The sequence below is a fragment of the Kribbella sandramycini genome (genome assembly GCF_013131805.1).
Lineage (GTDB): Bacteria > Actinomycetota > Actinomycetes > Propionibacteriales > Kribbellaceae > Kribbella > Kribbella sandramycini.
In genome coordinates this window covers 588668-604475 of sequence record NZ_JABJRC010000002.1, presented here as the reverse complement: position 1 = coordinate 604475, position 15808 = coordinate 588668, and the positions used below count along the sequence as shown (strand labels likewise).

Here is a 15808-nt window from a genome sequence, read left to right as displayed (position 1 = left end):
AAAGTATATTCGATCGCGACCGGGGTTCCGCGCAAATCGGGTCAGGTGCAAGGATCGGGTACCCAACCAGAACCCAGGGAGCAGGCGCATGCCGGAGTACCACGGAAACGTCGAGGTCGGCGGACCCGCGCAGACCCACGAGCTGGCCAAGCTGATGATCACCAAGGTCGCCGTCGGGCCGATGAACAACAACGCCTATCTGCTGCGCTGCCGGCAGACCGACGAGCAGGTGCTGATCGACGCCGCCAACGACGCGGGCACGCTGCTGACGCTGATCGGCGACGGCGGCCTGGCGCGCATCGTCACCACCCACCGGCACCCCGACCACTGGGAGGCGCTCGCCGAGGTCGTCGCCCGCACTAACGCCCCCACGGTCGCCGGCCGCCACGACGCCGAGGGCATCGGCGTCCCCACCGACCAGCTCGCCGACGAGGGCGACCACATCTCCGTCGGCGACTGCAGCCTGCGCGTCGTCCACATCGTCGGTCACACCCCCGGCTCGATCGCCCTGGTCTACGACGACCCGGACGGCGCCCCGCACGTCTTCACCGGCGACTGCCTGTTCCCCGGCGGCGTCGGCAACACCGACAAGGACCCCGCCCGCTTCACCTCACTCATCGACGACGTCGAGACCAAACTCTTCGGCACCCTCCCCGACGAGACCTGGGTCTACCCCGGCCACGGCTCCGACACCACCCTCGGCGCCGAGCGCCCGCACGTCCAGGAGTGGCGCGAGCGCGGCTGGTGATCAGCCCTCGACGGTGAGCTTGCTGTACGTCCCGAGGTCGCGGACCTCACACGTCAGCTGCGCCGTCAGGCCGGGCACCGGCTTGAGGTGCTCGGCCAGCACACCCAGCGCCAGCTCACCGAGCTGCGCCTTGAGCGCCTCATCACGCCCCGGCAGGATCGCCACCTGCACGTGCACCATCGCACCGCCGGCGCCGAGCACCGCCTCCCCCAGCCGGACGAACCGCGTCTTGAACCCCGGCAACGAACTCCCGATCAGCTCAGCTGCCGCCGGGTGGAAGGCCACGGCGAACCCCTCCCGATCGAACGCCTCGGCCAGGGACTCGGAGTACTCGACAACGATGTGCGGCATGCGCCCATTATCGCCTCCGAGCTGACCGCACGTCCTACTCATGCCAAGTGCTGGACCGATCGCTCAGCGTGACGCATCCTTTTCGGCCAGGGCTGTAACTGAGGCGTCAGTGGGGAGACCATGCCAACAGCTGGGTTCGAGAACTGCCGCGAGTTGTTCAGCCTGGTCCGCAACCTGGTCCAGCGCCCACGCAAAGGCGAGAGCCCGGAGAAGGCGAAGTCCCGCGACGGCCTCCCCGTGCTGCGGCTGGTCGGCTCCGACCGGCCCGGATTCGGCGCCGAGCTGGACCAGGTCCTCGCCGGCGCCGGTCCGGGCAAGGTGTTGCGTGAGGACGTCGACGTGGCGCAGCTGTGGGCGGATGTGCGCAGTGAGCGCCGGGACATGGAGCGGGACGGGCCTGGCTGGCAGGAGGCTGAGGCGTACCGCCGGCTCCTGGTCAAGCTGGCCGAGGAGTTCTCCGCTGCCAGTAACGCCACCGATCTCCGGATCACGTTCCGCCGGTTCAGTCTGGTCAACTGGCTGCTGGAGTCGACGCACACACGGAAAGGGCTCGACGATCCGCACGAGCGGCGACTGATCGAGCGGCTGCGTAACCGCGAACTGCTCCGAGGACCGCTCTGGACGGCGCTCCGCGGTCCGGGCAGCGAAGTGCTGTCGGACGCACGGGTGCCGTTTCTGGCGAAGGTACTGGCGCTCTACGTCTTTCCGGCCGCCTTCTTCCGGGCCTGGCGCGTGCTCGGCCCGGAGTACCGCTGGCTGCTGCACCAGCCGCACATGGCGCCGGCCGACCCGGGCACCTTCTCCGGCTTCGCACTGCGGCTCGCTCAGCCGCGGAAGGAGCGCGAGAACCCGGAGCAGATCGCCAAGCTGATGATCAACGCGTTCCTGACCGATCTCCGGTCTGCCTACCGGCGGCGGTTCTGGCGCCGGCGAGCCTGGCGACGGACGACGTACTGCGTCGCCTACCTGGACGGCGCGAGTGCGGACAACTGCGGCGACGGGTTCATCCGCACGCTCATCAACGTCCGGAACGAGATCGGCAGCTTCGACCCGCTGCTCCTGGTGGCCGGCACGCCGCGGCGGGACTACGACGGCTCGCCCGCCCGGCGCGATCCGGCCCGCGCCTACGACAACTGGGTCCGCAGGTTCGCCCAGGCCAAGCGCAGCCGCCGAGCCGCGGACTGGTACCTCCCGCTCGACGTACCGGCCGCCCCGCGGCAGGAGAGCGCCGAGCCGGACGAGGCGGCGTACGACTTCAGCGTTCCGCAGCCGCCACGCTGGGCAAGCCGCCGGGCGACCGTAGCGGCGTGCGTGGTGGGCGCACTGCTCGCGGGCGGGCTCGGGCTGGTCCAGCGGGCCGCAACACAGGAGTGGGAGCGGGCGCACTGCGACCTGAGCAGCTCACACCCGGACGCGCAGACGCTCCGCCGTGAGGTCACCGGCGAGTGCATCGGGATCGCACCGCACGGCTACGCGTTCGGCATCCCGGACACCGACGTCCGCAAGACCCTGACCACGATCGCTGACCTGAACGCGGAGGCCGAGCGCATCCATGCAGCGACGCCGCAGCGGCGTGTCGTCACGCTGGTACACGTTTCGGCGCTGCTCGGCGGAGGCGGTCGGCAGTACGCACGGGAGGCGCTCCAGGGCGTGGCCAGCGCGCAGCGGCGCCAGCTCGACAAGAAGGGCGAGAGCGATCCCGTATTGCGGATTCTGCCGGCCAGCGCCGGGTCCGGGATGCGGTTCGGCCCGACCGTCGTCGGTCTGGTCGCCGAGCTGCTTCGCGACGACCCGACCATCGTCGGCGTGACCGGGCTCGACCAGAGCCGCCAGGCGACCATCGCCACGATCCACGCGCTCACCCGGGTCGGTCTGCCGATGGTCGCGACCACACTGTCGGCCGACATCCTGGCTGAGCAGTCGCCGCTCTACTACCAGGTCGGGCCGCAGAACCGCCGGGAGGCCGCGATCGCGGCGGCGTACAGCTCGCATGTCGCGCAGACCACCGGGCTCGCGCGGTCGGTCCGGGTCGTCTACTCCTCGGACCCGACCGACGAGTACAGCAAGAACCTGCGCGACGACGCGGCCGCCTCGTTCGGCCAGGCCGGGTTCGCCGTCCAGAAGGTGCCGTTCGTCCCCTCCCCCGCACCAGCGGGCCTGTCCGGGCCGGGCGCCCGCAGCGTCGGCGAGGCCGCCTGCGGCTACCCGGGCATGATCTTCTTCGCGGGCCGCTCCGAGGACTTCGCGAAGGTGCTCGAAGGCGCGAACGACGTCTGCGGCTCCACGCCGCCGCGCAAGCTGTTCCCCGAGGAGTGCGAGAAGGTGAAGAACTCGTCGCTCGACGGGCACGCGGCGCTCGCCTTCGACGCTGTCAACCTCTTCCTCAAGGCGATCGGCCAGCTGCAGGACTCCGCCCCCGGTACGCCGCTGACCGCGGCTGCCGTCTGGCACGGACTGAGCAGCATCCACGGCAAGGCGGCGCTGGACGGCGAGAGCGGCAAGATCGACTTCGGTGGCCGCGTCGACCAGAACGTCCCGCTCGACAAGCTCGTCTCCGTTCAGCACATCGAAGGCCAGCAGCCCCCGCGCCAGGTCGGCTTCTGCGGTAAGCGCGGTAACGACCCCGACAGCCCGTGGTGCCCGCCGAGCTGAGTGATCCGGGGCACAATCCTGACCGATCGGTTGAATACTGGCCGATCGGTCAGGCATGGTGGGGGTATGACCACTCCGGCTCGCGAGCGCACCCGGCACGAGATCGTGCGCCAGGCGATGGGGCTCTTCCAGGAGCGCGGGTTCGGCGCGGTGTCGCTGCAGGACATCGCGACCGCGGCGGGGTGCTCGAAGGCGACGGTGCTCTACCACTTCGCCGGTAAAACCGCGGTGCTGGCAGCCGTGCTGGAGCCGGCCGCCGCGGATCTGGCCCGCGTGGTCGCGACCGCTCGGGACATGTCGCGGGACGCGGCGCAGGAGTTCGCGATCACCGAGTTCATCGAGATGGCGGTCCGCTACCGCGGCGTGATGGACGTCGTCCAGGAGGTCATCCCGGTGATCTACGAGATCCCGGAGATCGCGCAGCTCGTGGCCGACGGCATCCAGTTGCAGCGGTTGCTGGCCGGTTCCGACGACCCGCTCGAGCTCGGCCTGGCCGGGTTCGCGCTGAGCGGGCTGATGGGCGAGTGCCGGCATCCCGGCGAACACACCGAGGCGGAGCTGCGCCGCCTCGGCGACGTCGGGCTGCGCCGACTGCTCAGACCCAGCTGATCCACCCACCGCAGCACTGATCCACCGGCCCGCCGGGTACGACGGGCGGCCGGCCCCTGCCCGCACGCGACCGAACGGATGCGCTTCCGATGGCCAACCTCCTGTACCGGCTCGGCCGGTTCTCCTACCAGCGCCGGCGGCTCGTCGCCGCGATCTGGGGGGTGATCATCGTCGCGCTGGGTGTCGGCGCGCTGACCCTCGGCGGCTCGACGACGAACACCTTCTCGATCCCTGGGACCGAGTCGCAGCGGGCGCTCGACGCCCTGAAGAGCGACCTCCCGGCCGCCAGCGGGGCGTCGTCCACCGTCGTCGTCAAGGCGCCGGAGGGCAAGCAGCTCACCGATCCCGCCGTCCAGGCCGCTGTCGGCGCGACCGCCGCGAAGGTGGCGAAGCTGCCGGACGTCGTGGCCGCGATCGACCCGTTCACCAGCAAGGCGATCAGCCCGGACGGGCGGACCGGCCTGATCAGCGTCCAGTTCGCCAAGCCCGCCGACGAGCTGCCGAAGGCGAGCACCGAGGCGTACGACGGGCTGGCGAAGCTGAGCAACGGCGACCTGCAGGTCGTGCCGGGCGGCCAGATCGTCGGCGGCGTCCCCGAGCTCGGGATCACCGAGGTGATCGGCGTCGTGATCGCGGCGCTCGTCCTCGTCATCACGTTCGGCTCGCTGGTCGCGGCCGGGATGACGCTGCTGACCGCGCTGCTCGGCGTCGCGGCCGGGATGGCCGGTCTGTTCATCGTGACGGCGTTCACCGACGTCTCGTCGACCGGGCCGATCCTGGCGCTGATGCTCGGTCTGGCGGTCGGCATCGACTACGCGCTCTTCATCAGCTCGCGGCACCGCACGCAGCTCGCCGAGGGCATGGACACCGAGGAGTCGGTGGCGCGGGCGACGGCGACCGCCGGCTCGGCCGTGCTGTTCGCCGGGGCGACCGTGGTGATCGCGCTGGCCGGGTTGTCGGTGGTCGGCGTACCGTTCCTGACCGCGATGGGGATCGCGGCCGCCGCGACGGTGCTGACCGCAGTGCTGGTCGCGTTGACGCTGCTGCCGGCCATCCTCGGCTTCGTCGGGGACCGGGTGCTGCCGCGGAAGATCCGCAAGGCGCCGGCGGCCGTCGTCCCGAAGGAGGGCTTCGGCTTCCGCTGGGGCCGGTTCGTGACCCGCTTCCGGGTGCCGATCGTTGCTGTGGGCATCGTTGGGCTCGGCTTGCTGGCGATCCCGGCCAAGGACATGCAGCTCGCGCTGCCGGACGGCGCGTCGGCGGCCGCGGGCTCCCATCAGCGGGTCGCCTACGACCTGACGGCAGAGGCGTTCGGTCCGGGCGCGAACGGGCCGCTGGTCGTCGTCGTCAAGAGCAACGACCCGGCGCGCTCGGACGCGCTGGTCAAGCAGGTGCTCGGCCAGGTCTCCACGCTGCCGGACGTCGCCGCCGCACAGCCGGCCGCGGCCAGCCAGGACGGTACGACGCGGCTGCTGCAGATCATCCCGAAGAGCGGGCCGGCCACCGAGGCGACGAGCAAGCTGGTCAAGAACGTGCGGGCCACGGTGAAGCCGCTGGAGACCGGCGGCGCGACGATCGCCGTCACCGGTAACACCGCCGTCGGCGTCGACGTCTCGCAGAAGCTGGCCGACGCGCTGCCGGTCTACCTCGGCCTGATCGTCGGGCTCTCGTTCCTGCTGCTCCTGCTCGCGTTCCGCTCGATCCTGGTGCCGCTGAAGGCGACGCTCGGCTTCGTGCTGACGATCGGCGCGACCTTCGGCATCACGGTCGCGGTCTTCCAGCAGGGCCACCTGGCGAGCCTGTTCGGGATCGACAACCCGGGCCCGATGGTCAGCTTCCTGCCGATCATCATGATGGGCATCCTGTTCGGCCTGGCGATGGACTACGAGGTCTTCATCGTCTCCCGCGTCCGCGAAGAATTCGTGCACGGCAAGGAGGCCACCGCCGCCACCGTCGAGGGCCTCGGCCACGGCGCCCGCGTCGTCACCGCCGCCGCCCTCATCATGGCCTCGGTCTTCGCCGGCTTCATCCTCGTCCACGACCCGATCATCAAAGCCATCGGCTTCGGCCTCACCATCGGCGTCCTGATCGACGCCTTCGTCGTCCGGATGACCCTCGTCCCCGCCGTCCTCTCCCTCCTCGGCCGCGCCGCCTGGTGGTTCCCCCGCTGGCTCGACCGCCTCACCCCCAACGTCGACATCGAAGGCGAATCCCTCCGCCCCGACCCCAACCCCACCGAAAAACAACTCGCCGACGTCCACTGACGCCCTGCGGGGCGTCGCTACCCAGCGGCGCCCCGCAGCAAGCTGGACGCATCGCCGACGAGGTACTGCGGATAGGTCTCGGCGTAGATGCTGATCCGCCCGGCCAGCACGGACGTCGGAATCAGATAGATCCTGCCGTCGCCGAGCACGATGAAGAACAGGTCGATCAACTCCGGGTCGTAGGGCATCTTGCTCGCGGTCTTGTCGAGGACGTACGGACGACGGCCGATACCTACACCCCAGTAGCCCTTGCTGTTACGCGCGGCGCATGTCTTGACCTGGACGCGTTGCACGCCGTTGGGCGTGCTCACCAGCAGGTCGTACTCCTGGGGCTCGATCGGCAGCGCGACAGCGCAGCCGCGCATGGTGAACCAGGCCATGGCGACCGCCGGGGCCGCGTAGCGAAGCGCATCGAGGCGAACGGCGCCGGCGAAGACCTCCTCGTCCGGAGCAGGACGCCGAGGACCGACGAAGTGTGCACAGTCCAGGCCGAGGCGGATGGCGTGCCCTTTGACGCGTGCTCGGTTCGCGCCGTTGTCGATCACGCCGAGCGCAGCGAGCACATCGGCCCAACAAGTTGCTGTCGGCACCGCTTGCCGAAGCCGGCTGTCCGACCACGCGCGCTGCCCGGTGAAGTGCGACGAGTCCAGCTCGAGCCGGGTGGCATGCCGTTTCACTGTTCGGATGACGCCGGCTGACGTCCCCTTCAGACCTAAGGCTCGCGCGACTCCGCGCCAGGAGTGACAGTCCTTCATCACGGCGCACAGGTCGTTGTCGGTCCAGCTGCGTCGATCCCCCGAGGTACCCATGGGGACAAACCAAAGAAGGGCACCGACAGTATCGGTGCCCTTCTTTTCGGGGGTCGGGCCGACAGGATTTGAACCTGCGATCTTTCGGCCCCCAGCCGAACGCGTTACCAAACTACGCCACGGCCCGATACTCGTTTCGAAGAAGCGAGCAGGAAGAACCTTACCCCATGTTCAGGGGTGGTTCTGACCGGGGTGGGGTTACTTCTTCTTGTTCTTCTGGCGGGCTCGGATCTGGACGTGGACGGGGCTGCCGACGAAGCCGAAGTCTTCGCGGAGGCGGCGTTCGATGAAGCGCTGGTAGGAGGGTTCGATGGCGCCGGAGGTGAAGATGGCGAAGGTGGGGGGCATGGTGGTGGCTTGGGTGCCGAAGAGGATCTTGGGCTGTTTGCCGGAGCGGACCGGGTGCGGGTGGGCGGCGACGAGGCGGCCGAGGAAGGCGTTCAGCTGGCCGGTGGGGACGCGGGTCTGCCAGCCTTCGAGGGCGGCCTCGATGGCCGGGACCATCTTTTCCATGTGCCGGCCGGTGAGGGCGGAGATGTTGACCCGCGGGGCCCAGCGGAACTGGACGAGCTCGCGGTCGATCTCCTTCTCCAGGTAGTAGCGGCGGTCCTCGTCGACCAGGTCCCACTTGTTGTAGGCGATGACGAGGGCCTTGCCGGCCTCTTCGACGGCGTTCATGATCCGCAGGTCCTGCTCGGTCATCGGCTCGGAGGCGTCGATGACGACGACGACCACCTCGGCGCGCTCGATGGCGGCGTTGGTGCGCAGGGAGGCGTAGTACTCGTGGCCCTGCGCGTTCTTCACCTTGCGGCGGATACCGGCGGTGTCGATGAACCGCCACTCCTTGCCGGCCAGCGTGATCAGCTCGTCGACCGGGTCGACCGTGGTGCCGGCCATGTCGCTGACGACGACGCGGTCCTCCTTGGCGACCTTGTTCAGCAGCGAGGACTTGCCGACGTTCGGTTTGCCGACGATCGCGACCCGGCGCGGGCCGCCGGTGGCGGCGTCGCGCTCGGGCGGCGCCTCGGGCAGCGCGGCCAGGACGGCGTCGAGCATGTCACCGGTCCCCCGGCCGTGCATGGCCGAGATCGGGAACGGCTCGCCGATGCCGAGCCCCCACAGGTTCATCGCCTCGGACTCGACCCGCTGGTCGTCCACCTTGTTGGCCGCCAGCACGACCGGCTTACCGGATTTGCGCAGTACCCGGACGACGGCCTCGTCGGCGTCGGTGATCCCGACGGTCGCGTCAACCACGAACAGGACGGCGTCGGCCGCGTTGATCGCAACCTCGGCCTGGGCGGCGACCAGGGCGGCCAGGCCGACGGCGTCCGGGTCCCAGCCGCCGGTGTCGACGACGGTGAAGCTGCGGCCGGCCCAGTCGGCGTCGTAGGAGACGCGGTCCCGGGTGACGCCCGGGGTGTCCTCGACGACGGCCTCGCGACGGCCGATGATCCGGTTGACGAGCGTGGACTTGCCCACATTCGGCCGGCCGACGATGGCGAGCACCGGCAGCGGGCCGGTGTCCTCCTCGTCGTGGGTGGGCTCGGCGAACTCGTAGCCCGTGGGCAGGTCAGTCATCAGGGTCCTTCTTGTCTGGCGCACCCGGGAGCGGGTGGCCGGTGGCTGCGACGGCGGCCTGGACATGGGCACGCAGCACGTCGCCGATCTGGTCGGCCACCGCCCGTACGTCGGAGTGCCGCCTGGGAAAGGATACGCGGTCGACCGTGAACGGCTCGCCGTACACCACGTCGATCCGGCTCCCGGCCGGCGGGTACCGCTCCACGTCACCGCCCGGGAGCCGCGTCCCGAGCAGCGCGACCGGCAGGATCGGCGCGCCGGTGACCATCGCCAGGTACGCCGCCCCGAGCCGGATCCGGCCGAAATCGCCGGCCCCCCGGGTGCCCTCGGGGTAGATGTTCAGCACCCGCCCGTCGCGCAGCACCCGGATCGACTTGCGGATCGCGAGGTTGTCGTAGGTCGACCGGTCGATCGCGATCTGCCCGACCCGGTGCAGGAACTGGCCCTGCAGCCCGCCGAACGCCTCGATCTTGGCGAGCTGGTGCAGCATCCGGGGTGAGATCGCGCCGAGCAGCGGCCCGTCGAGCAGGCTCAGGTGGTTCGGCGTCATCAGCACCGGCCCGACCCGCGGGAACAGCTCCTCGCGGTGGACGACGATCTCGTAGCGGCGCCCGAAGTACGCCCGGACGCCGGCCCGCACCACCAGGCCGAGCCGATACGGCATCGGCCGGACGTCGTCGGTCCGGGGCAGGTCGCGGTGCCCGGTCAGCTCAGCGGTCATGACTCTCGGCAGCGGCGACAGCCTCGGTAGCGAGCCGGCTGATCGTCTCGACGACCTCTTCGAGGGTCATGAACGTGGAGTCGATGGTGACGGCGCCGTCGGAGGCGACCTGGAACTCCGAGACCGTCGAGTCGTCGGCGTCGCGGCGGACGATCTGGTCGCGCAGCTGCTCGGCGGTGATCGAGCCGACGGCCAGCTCGGCGCCGCGGCGGGCCATCCGGGCCTCCTGGTCGGCGGTCAGCAGCACCTTCAGCTCGGCGTCGGTGGCGACCACGGTCGCGATGTCACGGCCCTCGACGACGATGCCGCCGCTGGGCTGCGCGTCGTCGATGATGGCCCGCTGCCGCCGGATCAGCTCGGCCCGGACGTCGAGATTCGTGGCGATCTTGCTGACCCGCTCGCTGATCCCCGGCTCGCGGATGGCGGCGGTGATGTCGGTGCCGTCGGCGATCACGTACTGGTGCAGCGGGTCGGTGCTCAGCTCGAGCCGCAGCTCCCGGGCGCGCTGTGCGACGGCGGCGGTGTCGTCGAGATCCAGGCCGTGCTGGATCGCCGACCACGTCACGGCCCGGTACGTCGCTCCCGTGTCCAGGAACCGCAGTCCGAGCCGGTCGGCCACCCCCCGGGCGGTGCTCGACTTGCCGGAACCGCTCGGGCCGTCAACAGCGATGATCATGGATCGAGAATATCTGTGCCCCGAGCCATCCCCCGACCATGCCCTGGAGTGTGTGAAACTGCGCAGATGGATGCCCGGCATCTTCGCTACTTCCTGGCCGTGGTCGACCACGGCACGGTGAGCCGGGCGGCCGAGGCCCTCTACGTCGCGCAACCGTCGCTCTCCCAGGCGATCCGGGCGCTGGAGCGCGAGCTGGGCGCCGAGCTGTTCCTCCGGGTCGGACGCCGGCTGGTGCTCACCTCGGCCGGTACGGCGCTGATCGAGCCGGCTCGCCAGGTCGTGCGTGGTCTGGAGCATGCCAAGGCTCAGGTCGACTCGGTCAGCGGTCTGCAGGCCGGGCGGGTCGAGATCGCCGCGATGCCGTCGCAGTCGGTCGATCCGCTGGTCGGCCTGATCCAGGCCTGCACCGAGCGGCATCCCGGTCTGACGATCTCGGTCCGGACGGCATTCACCGTGGACGACGTCCTCGCCCAGGTCCGCGGCGGTGAGTCCGAGCTCGGTCTGCTGGCTGCCCATCAGCCGATCGAGGCGGCGGGCGTCGACGTCCATCCGCTCGGCTCACAACGCTTCGTCCTCGTCACTCCCCCGGACGGCCCGTTCACCGAACAAGACGCAGTGCAGGCCGAAGAGCTCAAAGGCCACCGCTTGATCGTCGGTCAGACCGGCAGCGGCATGCGTCGTGTCGTGGACGACATCCGAGACGGCGGCGTCGAACTGGCCGAGGTCGTCGAGACCGAGCATCGCGAGATGATCCTCCCGCTCGTCCTGGCCGGAGTCGGCATCACCGTCCTCACCGAAGCCTGGGCGCCGCTGGCCCGCCGCTCCGGCGCCCGCGTCCACCCCTTGTTGCCGCCCCGCGAGCTGCACCTGGCTCTGGTCAGCCGACGCGATCTCACCCCGGCCGCCCGCGCCTTCATAGCCGCAGCCGATAACGCGTAGTGAGCGCAGGTCTTGGACCTGACACCACCGAGCGTGGTGCGATCGGCGTATGACGACGCATCGGATCGCGCTCATTCCCGGGGATGGCATCGGTCAGGAGGTCACACCCGCGGCCTGCCAGGTCCTCGATGCGGTCGGCAAGCGGCACGGCATCGAGTTCCGGTACGACAAGTTCGACTGGTCCTGCCGCCGGTACGCCGAAACCGGCGCGATGATGCCGGCCGACGGGCTGGACCGGATCCGCGGCCACGACGCGATCTTCCTCGGCGCGGTCGGGGATCCCGCCGTCCCTGACCATGTGTCGCTGTGGGGTCTGTTGATCCCGATCCGCCGTGGGTTCCGGCAGTACGTGAACCTGCGGCCGGTGAAGGTGTTCGAGGGCGTCCAGAGCCCGGTGCGCGGCGCCGAGAGCCTCGATCTGGTCGTCGTCCGGGAGAACGTCGAGGGCGAGTACGGCGAGATCGGCGGCCGGCTGAACCGGGGCTTCCCCGAGGAGATGGCCGTGCAGGAGTCGGTCTTCACCCGGGCCGGGACGACGCGGATCGCGGAGTACGCGTTCGCGCTGGCCGCGACCCGCCGCAACCACGTCACCTCGGCGACCAAGTCGAACGGGATCGTGCACACGATGCCGTTCTGGGACGAGATCGTCGCCGAGACGGCCGGGCGGCACCCGGACGTCGAGTGGCGCGCCGAGCATATCGACGCGCTCTGCGCCAAGGTCGTCCTCGATCCGGGCCGGTTCGACGTGATCGTCGGGTCCAACCTGTTCGGCGACATCCTCAGCGACCTGACCGCCGCGGTGGCCGGCAGTATCGGGATCGCCCCGGCCGCCAATCTGAACCCCGAGCGCGACTTCCCGTCGATGTTCGAGCCGGTGCACGGCTCGGCGCCCGATATCGCCGGCCGCGGGATCGCGAACCCGCTCGGCGCGATCTGGACCGCCGCGCTGCTGCTCGACCACCTCGACCATCCCGACGCCGCCCGTGACCTCGAGCGGGCGATCGCCGCCGTCCTCGCCAAGACGCCGGTCCGGACACCGGATCTCGGCGGCACGGCGACCACGGTCGAATTCACCCGCGCGCTCCTGGAGCAGCTCCCGTGACCGTTCCGCTGCCCGGCAGCTTCCGCTACCGGACGGTCGACGCGGACGGCGTCCGGATCAACTGCGCGATTGCCGGCGACGGCCCGCCGGCCCTGCTCCTGCACGGCTACCCGCAGACGCATCTGATCTGGCACCACGTCGCCCCGCTGCTCGCGGCCGACCACACCGTCGTCCTGACCGACCTGCGCGGGTACGGCGACAGCGACAAGCCGGCTCCGAGTTCCGACAACCGCGAGTACGCCAAACGCGCGATGGCGCACGATCAGCTTCTCGTGATGCGGGCGCTCGGTTTCGACCGGTTCGCGGTCGCTGGTCACGACCGTGGGGCCCGCGTCGGCCACCGGCTCGCACTCGATGCGCCGGAGGCGCTGACCGCGCTCGCCGTCCTGGACATCGTGCCGACCCGGCACACCTTCGAGCACGCGGACCTGGCATTCGGCCTGGGCTACTACCACTGGTTCTTCCTTGCCGCTGGCAACGGAGTCCCCGAGGGTCTGCTGGCTGCGGCGCCCGAGCATTGGGTGACTGCCCGGATGCAGGCGCGCCATCACGGCGGGACGCCGTTCGACCCGGCGGCCGTTGCGGAGTACGTGCGCTGTTTCGCCGATCCGGCCGCGATCGCCGCGTCCTGCGCCGACTACCGCGCAGCGGCAACCATCGATCTCGACCACGATCGCGCTGACGCCGGTCGCCGCATCACCACTCCCCTGCTCGCGCTGTGGGGTCAGCACGGCTTCGTCGGCGGCAACTACGACGTGCTTGACATCTGGCGCGAGTACGCGACCGACGTCCGCGGGCACGCCCTCGACTGCGACCACTACCTACCGGAGGAGCAGCCCGCACAGGTCGCCGCGGCGTTGCGCGAGTTCTTCGGTTAGCGGTGTACGACCCAGCCGCGCTCGGTGAGCACTTCGACGAGCTGATCGACAGAGCCGGGTTTGACGTCCAGCTCGACCTCACCGGCCGGGCGGCCGGGGCTGTGGTCGATGCGCAGGTCCTCGACGTTGGCGCCGGACTCCGCGGCGTCCGCGAACAGGCGAGCCAGCTGGCCCGGCCGGTCCGGGATCGTGACGAGGACGCTGACCAGGTCGATGTGGGGTGTGCCGTGCTTGCCGGGCACGCGGACCGCGCCCGACACGCCCCGGGCGAGGACAGCGGTCAGCTCGTCACCTGACTCCCCCTTGCCGAGCGCAACGAGCACCCGGTCCAGTTCGTCGCGGATCTGTTCGAGCAGGCCGGTCAGCGCCGAGGAGTTCGCCGAGACGATCTGCGTCCACAGGCCGGGGTCGCCGGCGGCGATCCGGGTCACGTCCCGCACGCCTTGGCCGGACAGCTGCAGGTGCGAGCTGGGGGCGTCCACAAGCGTGCCGGCCGCCAGCGACGACATCAGCTGCGGCAGGTGCGAGACCCGCGCGACGGCCAGGTCGTGGTCCTCCACGGGCAGCTCGACGGTCCGGGCGCCACAGGCCTCAGCCAGCCGGCGGACCAAAGCCACTGCGTCGGCCGAGCTGGTCTCGTGCGGGGTGATCGCCCAGGTCGCACCGTCGAACAGGTCGGCCCGGGCGGCCAGCGGGCCGCTGCGCTCGGAGCCGGCCATCGGGTGACTGCCGACATACCGGCTGAGGTCTTTGGTCAGGCGGCTCGCGTCGGTGAGCGGCTTGGATTTCACGCTGGCCGCGTCGGTGACGATCGCATCCGTGCGCTCCAGCTGCTCGGCGACCACCTCACCGACGTGATCCGGCGGTACGGCGACGACCACGAGCTGCGGCTCGATCTGGACCAGCCGCGACCCGGCGCCGATCCGCTCGGCCATCAGCGCGTAGTCGGGGTTGGCGTCGACGAGCTCGACCACGACGCCGAGCCGGGTCAGGGCAAGCCCGATCGAGGTGCCGATCAGGCCGGTGCCGACAATGCGGACCGGGCCGCGCAGCTCGGTCACTGGGCGCCCGTCAGATCCGGCCGGAGCGCGCCGGCGCCGTGCAGGTAGACGTGCTGGATCTTGTCCCGCGAGCGCTGGGTCTCGGTGTGCACCATCATCCGGACCACCCGCGGCAGCGCATGCGGGATGTCGATCTCCTGCATGCACATCAGCGGGACGTCGGTGAGCCCGATCTGCCGGCCGGCGACGGCGGGGAACTCCGAGTGCAGGTCAGGGGTGACGGTGAACAGGATGCTGATCAGGTCGTCGCTGTTCAGATCGTTCGCCTCCAGGACGGCCTTGACCAGCTCGGCGGACCGCTCGAGCAGATGCCCGCGCTCGTCCACATCCAGCTGGGTGGCTCCCCGGATCGCCCGCACCGCCACGGCATTCCTCCTGTTCGCACTCCTTCGACAACGTATACAGCCTAGGCCAGACCGGCCACGGGCTGGACAGCCGTCTCGGATTGAGCTTGCGCGGCGTCGACGGTCTGCTCCAGCAGCAGCGCGATCGTCATCGGCCCGACCCCGCCTGGGACAGGCGTCACGAGCCGCGCCACGGCAGTCGCCTCGGCGAAGTGCACATCGCCGACGTTGCCCTCGTTGTACCCGGCATCGACCACGACCGCGCCCGGCTTGAGCCATTCGCCGCGGACGAAGTTCGGCTTGCCGACGGCCGCGACCACGATGTCCGCCGTCCGCACGATGTCCGGCAGGCCGACGGTCCGCGAGTGCGTGTAGGTGACGGTCGCATCCGATGCCAGCAGCAACATTCCGGCCGGCTTGCCGAGGATCGGGCTGCGGCCGATCACGACCGCGTGCGCCCCGGACAGCGGGACGTCGTAGGCCTGCAGCAGCCGCAGGATGCCGCCCGGCGTACAGGACCGGAACCCGGGCTCGCCGAACGCCATCGCCGCGAACGCGTGCATGGTCACGCCGTCGACGTCCTTGCCCGGGTCGATCGCCTCGAACGCGGCCCGCTCGTCGATCTGCCCGGGCACCGGGTGCTGCAGCAGGATGCCGTGCACCGACGGGTCGTTCGACAGCTTGGCCAGCTCGGCGACCAGCTCGGCCGTCGTGGTCGCGGCAGGCAGCACCACGCTGCGCGACTCGATCCCGGCCTTCCGGCACCGGTTCTGCTTCATCCGCACGTACGTCGCCGACGCCGGGTCGTCGCCGACGAGCACTGTGGCCAGACAGGGCTGGACGCCGGTCTCCGCGCGCAAACGCCCGGCGCGGGTGGCCGCGTTCGCGACCATCTCGGCGGCGAGCTCGGTTCCGATCATCAACTCGGCGGTCATGACACGCACTCCTCTGGGCGTCGACGACAGGTCGGTTGCCCAGGCGCGCGGCTTCGGCCGGCAGCTACCGGCAGACCGTTCCCCGGTGGTCTTCCACCTCAACGCCAGTAGCGGTCCGTTGCCGAGTTTAGTCAGGCGCTA

15 protein-coding genes, 1 tRNA gene and 1 riboswitch are annotated in these 15808 nt (G+C 70.4%); of the genes, 7 read left to right on the top strand and 9 right to left on the bottom strand.

Going from position 1 to position 15808, the window contains the following annotated elements; translation table 11 throughout:
- The first annotated feature begins 88 nt into the window (after positions 1 to 88).
- Positions 89 to 748, top strand: a complete 660-nt coding sequence (locus HPO96_RS10290; protein WP_171673123.1) for an MBL fold metallo-hydrolase — start codon at positions 89 to 91, stop codon at positions 746 to 748.
- On the opposite strand, the gene HPO96_RS10285 is transcribed toward HPO96_RS10290, so the two are convergent.
- On the bottom strand, positions 749 to 1099 hold the full coding sequence (locus HPO96_RS10285; protein WP_171673122.1) for a 5-carboxymethyl-2-hydroxymuconate Delta-isomerase: 351 nt from the start codon (positions 1097 to 1099) through the stop codon (positions 749 to 751).
- A gap of 120 nt (positions 1100 to 1219) precedes the next feature.
- Here HPO96_RS10285 and HPO96_RS10280 point away from each other — a divergent pair, with 120 nt between their 5' ends.
- The 3 genes from HPO96_RS10280 (at position 1220) to HPO96_RS10270 (ending at position 6624) form a co-directional block, all read left to right on the top strand.
- Positions 1220 to 3751 carry an ABC transporter substrate-binding protein gene (locus HPO96_RS10280; RefSeq protein ID WP_171673121.1) on the top strand — a complete coding sequence of 844 codons (2532 nt, stop codon included), beginning with the start codon at positions 1220 to 1222 and terminating at the stop codon, positions 3749 to 3751.
- A gap of 66 nt (positions 3752 to 3817) precedes the next feature.
- Positions 3818 to 4360: a TetR/AcrR family transcriptional regulator gene (locus tag HPO96_RS10275; protein ID WP_171673120.1), complete on the top strand. Its 543-nt coding sequence runs from the start codon at positions 3818 to 3820 to the stop codon at positions 4358 to 4360.
- A gap of 89 nt (positions 4361 to 4449) precedes the next feature.
- Positions 4450 to 6624 carry an MMPL family transporter gene (locus HPO96_RS10270; RefSeq protein ID WP_171673119.1) on the top strand — a complete coding sequence of 725 codons (2175 nt, stop codon included), beginning with the start codon at positions 4450 to 4452 and terminating at the stop codon, positions 6622 to 6624.
- A gap of 17 nt (positions 6625 to 6641) precedes the next feature.
- Here HPO96_RS10270 and HPO96_RS10265 read toward each other — a convergent pair whose 3' ends face one another.
- From HPO96_RS10265 to cmk, 5 genes are all read right to left on the bottom strand, one after another.
- Positions 6642 to 7433 (bottom strand): hypothetical protein, encoded by a 792-nt coding sequence (locus HPO96_RS10265; RefSeq protein ID WP_171673118.1) that lies wholly within the window; start codon positions 7431 to 7433, stop codon positions 6642 to 6644.
- A gap of 53 nt (positions 7434 to 7486) precedes the next feature.
- Positions 7487 to 7560 (bottom strand) — tRNA-Pro (locus HPO96_RS10260).
- A 71-nt stretch (positions 7561 to 7631) separates the two neighbouring features.
- Positions 7632 to 9011 carry a ribosome biogenesis GTPase Der gene (der, locus tag HPO96_RS10255; RefSeq protein ID WP_171673117.1) on the bottom strand — a complete coding sequence of 460 codons (1380 nt, stop codon included), beginning with the start codon at positions 9009 to 9011 and terminating at the stop codon, positions 7632 to 7634.
- Positions 9004 to 9732 (bottom strand): lysophospholipid acyltransferase family protein, encoded by a 729-nt coding sequence (locus HPO96_RS10250; protein WP_171673116.1) that lies wholly within the window; start codon positions 9730 to 9732, stop codon positions 9004 to 9006. The genes der and HPO96_RS10250 overlap by 8 nt, the downstream gene beginning before the upstream one ends.
- Positions 9722 to 10408 (bottom strand): (d)CMP kinase, encoded by a 687-nt coding sequence (cmk, locus tag HPO96_RS10245; protein ID WP_171673115.1) that lies wholly within the window; start codon positions 10406 to 10408, stop codon positions 9722 to 9724. Before cmk ends, HPO96_RS10250 begins: the two co-directional genes overlap by 11 nt.
- 66 nt (positions 10409 to 10474) lie before the next feature.
- Here cmk and HPO96_RS10240 point away from each other — a divergent pair, with 66 nt between their 5' ends.
- The 3 genes from HPO96_RS10240 to HPO96_RS10230 are packed head-to-tail and all read left to right on the top strand — an operon-like array spanning position 10475 to position 13327.
- Positions 10475 to 11347, top strand: coding sequence for a LysR family transcriptional regulator (locus HPO96_RS10240; RefSeq protein ID WP_171673114.1), 873 nt, complete (start codon positions 10475 to 10477; stop codon positions 11345 to 11347).
- A gap of 49 nt (positions 11348 to 11396) precedes the next feature.
- The gene (locus tag HPO96_RS10235; RefSeq protein ID WP_171673113.1) at positions 11397 to 12449 is read left to right on the top strand and encodes a tartrate dehydrogenase; all 1053 of its coding nucleotides are present in this window, start codon (positions 11397 to 11399) and stop codon (positions 12447 to 12449) included.
- The gene (locus HPO96_RS10230) at positions 12446 to 13327 is read left to right on the top strand and encodes an alpha/beta fold hydrolase (protein WP_171673112.1); all 882 of its coding nucleotides are present in this window, start codon (positions 12446 to 12448) and stop codon (positions 13325 to 13327) included. The genes HPO96_RS10235 and HPO96_RS10230 overlap by 4 nt, the downstream gene beginning before the upstream one ends.
- Here HPO96_RS10230 and HPO96_RS10225 read toward each other — a convergent pair.
- From HPO96_RS10225 to HPO96_RS10215, 3 genes are read right to left on the bottom strand one after another with little or no spacing between them, the layout of a single operon-like run.
- Positions 13324 to 14388 carry a prephenate dehydrogenase gene (locus HPO96_RS10225; protein WP_171673111.1) on the bottom strand — a complete coding sequence of 355 codons (1065 nt, stop codon included), beginning with the start codon at positions 14386 to 14388 and terminating at the stop codon, positions 13324 to 13326. The genes HPO96_RS10230 and HPO96_RS10225 overlap by 4 nt on opposite strands.
- Positions 14385 to 14753 carry a chorismate mutase gene (gene aroH, locus HPO96_RS10220; RefSeq protein WP_171673110.1) on the bottom strand — a complete coding sequence of 123 codons (369 nt, stop codon included), beginning with the start codon at positions 14751 to 14753 and terminating at the stop codon, positions 14385 to 14387. Before aroH ends, HPO96_RS10225 begins: the two co-directional genes overlap by 4 nt.
- 41 nt (positions 14754 to 14794) lie before the next feature.
- Positions 14795 to 15667, bottom strand: coding sequence for a bifunctional 5,10-methylenetetrahydrofolate dehydrogenase/5,10-methenyltetrahydrofolate cyclohydrolase (locus tag HPO96_RS10215; RefSeq protein WP_171673109.1), 873 nt, complete (start codon positions 15665 to 15667; stop codon positions 14795 to 14797).
- A gap of 30 nt (positions 15668 to 15697) precedes the next feature.
- A riboswitch (ZMP/ZTP riboswitch) is annotated at positions 15698 to 15789 on the bottom strand.
- Positions 15790 to 15808: the final 19 nt, after the last annotated feature.